Source organism: Nocardioides stalactiti, assembly GCF_014180715.1.
In the GTDB taxonomy this organism is placed as follows: domain Bacteria; phylum Actinomycetota; class Actinomycetes; order Propionibacteriales; family Nocardioidaceae; genus Nocardioides; species Nocardioides stalactiti.
Genome location: NZ_JACEFC010000235.1, coordinates 1 through 1,347, shown reverse-complemented (window position 1 = coordinate 1,347; position 1,347 = coordinate 1). Strand labels below are relative to the sequence as shown.

3 protein-coding genes are annotated in these 1,347 nt (G+C 74.5%); 2 read left to right on the top strand and 1 reads right to left on the bottom strand.

Going from position 1 to position 1,347, the window contains the following annotated elements; translation table 11 throughout:
* Nucleotides 1-196 (top strand): hypothetical protein (locus H0487_RS23010; protein WP_220793713.1); only part of this gene is annotated, 196 nt, incomplete at its 5' end.
* A 33-nt stretch (nucleotides 197-229) separates the two neighbouring features.
* Nucleotides 230-1,006, top strand: a complete 777-nt coding sequence (locus H0487_RS22625) for a DUF3027 domain-containing protein (protein ID WP_183096440.1) — start codon at nucleotides 230-232, stop codon at nucleotides 1,004-1,006.
* 3 nt (nucleotides 1,007-1,009) lie between these two features.
* On the opposite strand, the gene H0487_RS22620 is transcribed toward H0487_RS22625, so the two are convergent.
* Nucleotides 1,010-1,347: hypothetical protein (locus tag H0487_RS22620; RefSeq protein WP_376766703.1), on the bottom strand; the 338-nt coding region annotated here is incomplete at its 5' end.

Below are 1,347 nucleotides of genomic sequence, written 5' to 3'. Positions count from 1 at the left end.
GGGTCCCGCCGGCCCGACGCTCTGCCCTACCGTGCGGCCCGCCGCCACGTCGGCGGGGACCATCTCGGGCGGCCGCTCGTCACCCGGCGGGGGCGGCGGCGGGGGCGGCGGCGGGGTGCTGCCCGACCCGCGGGGAGGCGGGGGCGGGGGCGGCAGCGACGTCACGCGCCTATCTTGCCTGGTCGACCCGACGTGACGAGCGCCTCCCTGATGAGGGAGACTCCTCCGCGTGACCACGATCGAGCGCAAGGCGAGCGACGCCGTGACGGCGGGTGCCGTCGACGAGGCCCGTGCCGCGCTGCTCGACGACGTCGACGCTGCTGACGTGGGCGACTACCTCGGTCACCAGATCGAGGGCCAGCGCGTGGTCACCCACCTGTTCGGCTGCACCCGCCGCGGCTACGTCGGCTGGCAGTGGGCCGTCACGCTGACCCGCGCCTCGCGGCAGAAGAAGGTGACCGTCGCCGAGGTGGTGCTGCTGCCCGGCGCCGACGCGATCGTGGCCCCCGCGTGGGTGCCCTACCGCGACCGGATCAAGCCCGGCGACCTCTCTCCCGGTGACCTGCTGCCGGTCGCCGACGACGACGTGCGCCTGGTCCCGACGTACCTCTTCGGCGACGACCCGCTCGACGCGGACGACAAGGCGCAGGTACGGGTGGTGGCCAAGGACCTCGGTCTCGGCCGGGTCCGGACCCTCTCGACGGAGGGTCGCGACCTCGCGGCCGAGCGGTGGTACGACGGCGACGCCGGCCCGGACGCGCCGATCGCGAAAGGCGCCCCCGACAGCTGCACGTCGTGCGGCTTCCTGGTGCGGCTCGCCGGTCCGCTCGCGGAGATGTTCGGCGTGTGTGCCAACGGCGACGCCAACGACGACGGTCGGGTCGTCTCCTTCGACCACGGCTGTGGCGCCCACTCCGAGGTCCGCCTGAGCAAGCGGCACGCTCCGGTGCCCCCGGCCCCGCCGGTCGTCGACACCCTCACCCGCGCGGACCTCGAGAAGTTCTGAGCCTCAGCCCGCGCTGAGCACCCAGACGGCGTACTGGTCGTCGACGGGGCGCAGGTCGTAGCCGCCGAACCGGTGGTCGACCCGCAGCCCGGCCTCGCCGACCTCGGTCGCGAACTGGTCGGCCGAGACCGCCCGCGCCGTGGCAGGTCCGCCCTGGAGGTGGAACCCGAGCAGGATCCGACCTCCCGGCGCGAGCAGCCCGCCGAGGTGTCGCAGCACCTCGACCTCGGTGCCCTCGGCGACGAACGTGATCACGTTGCCGACGCAGACCACCAGGTCGAAGGCGTCAGGAGCGGCGGCAGCCGCCAGCGCCTGTGGCGTGAGGCCCAGGATGTCGTGCG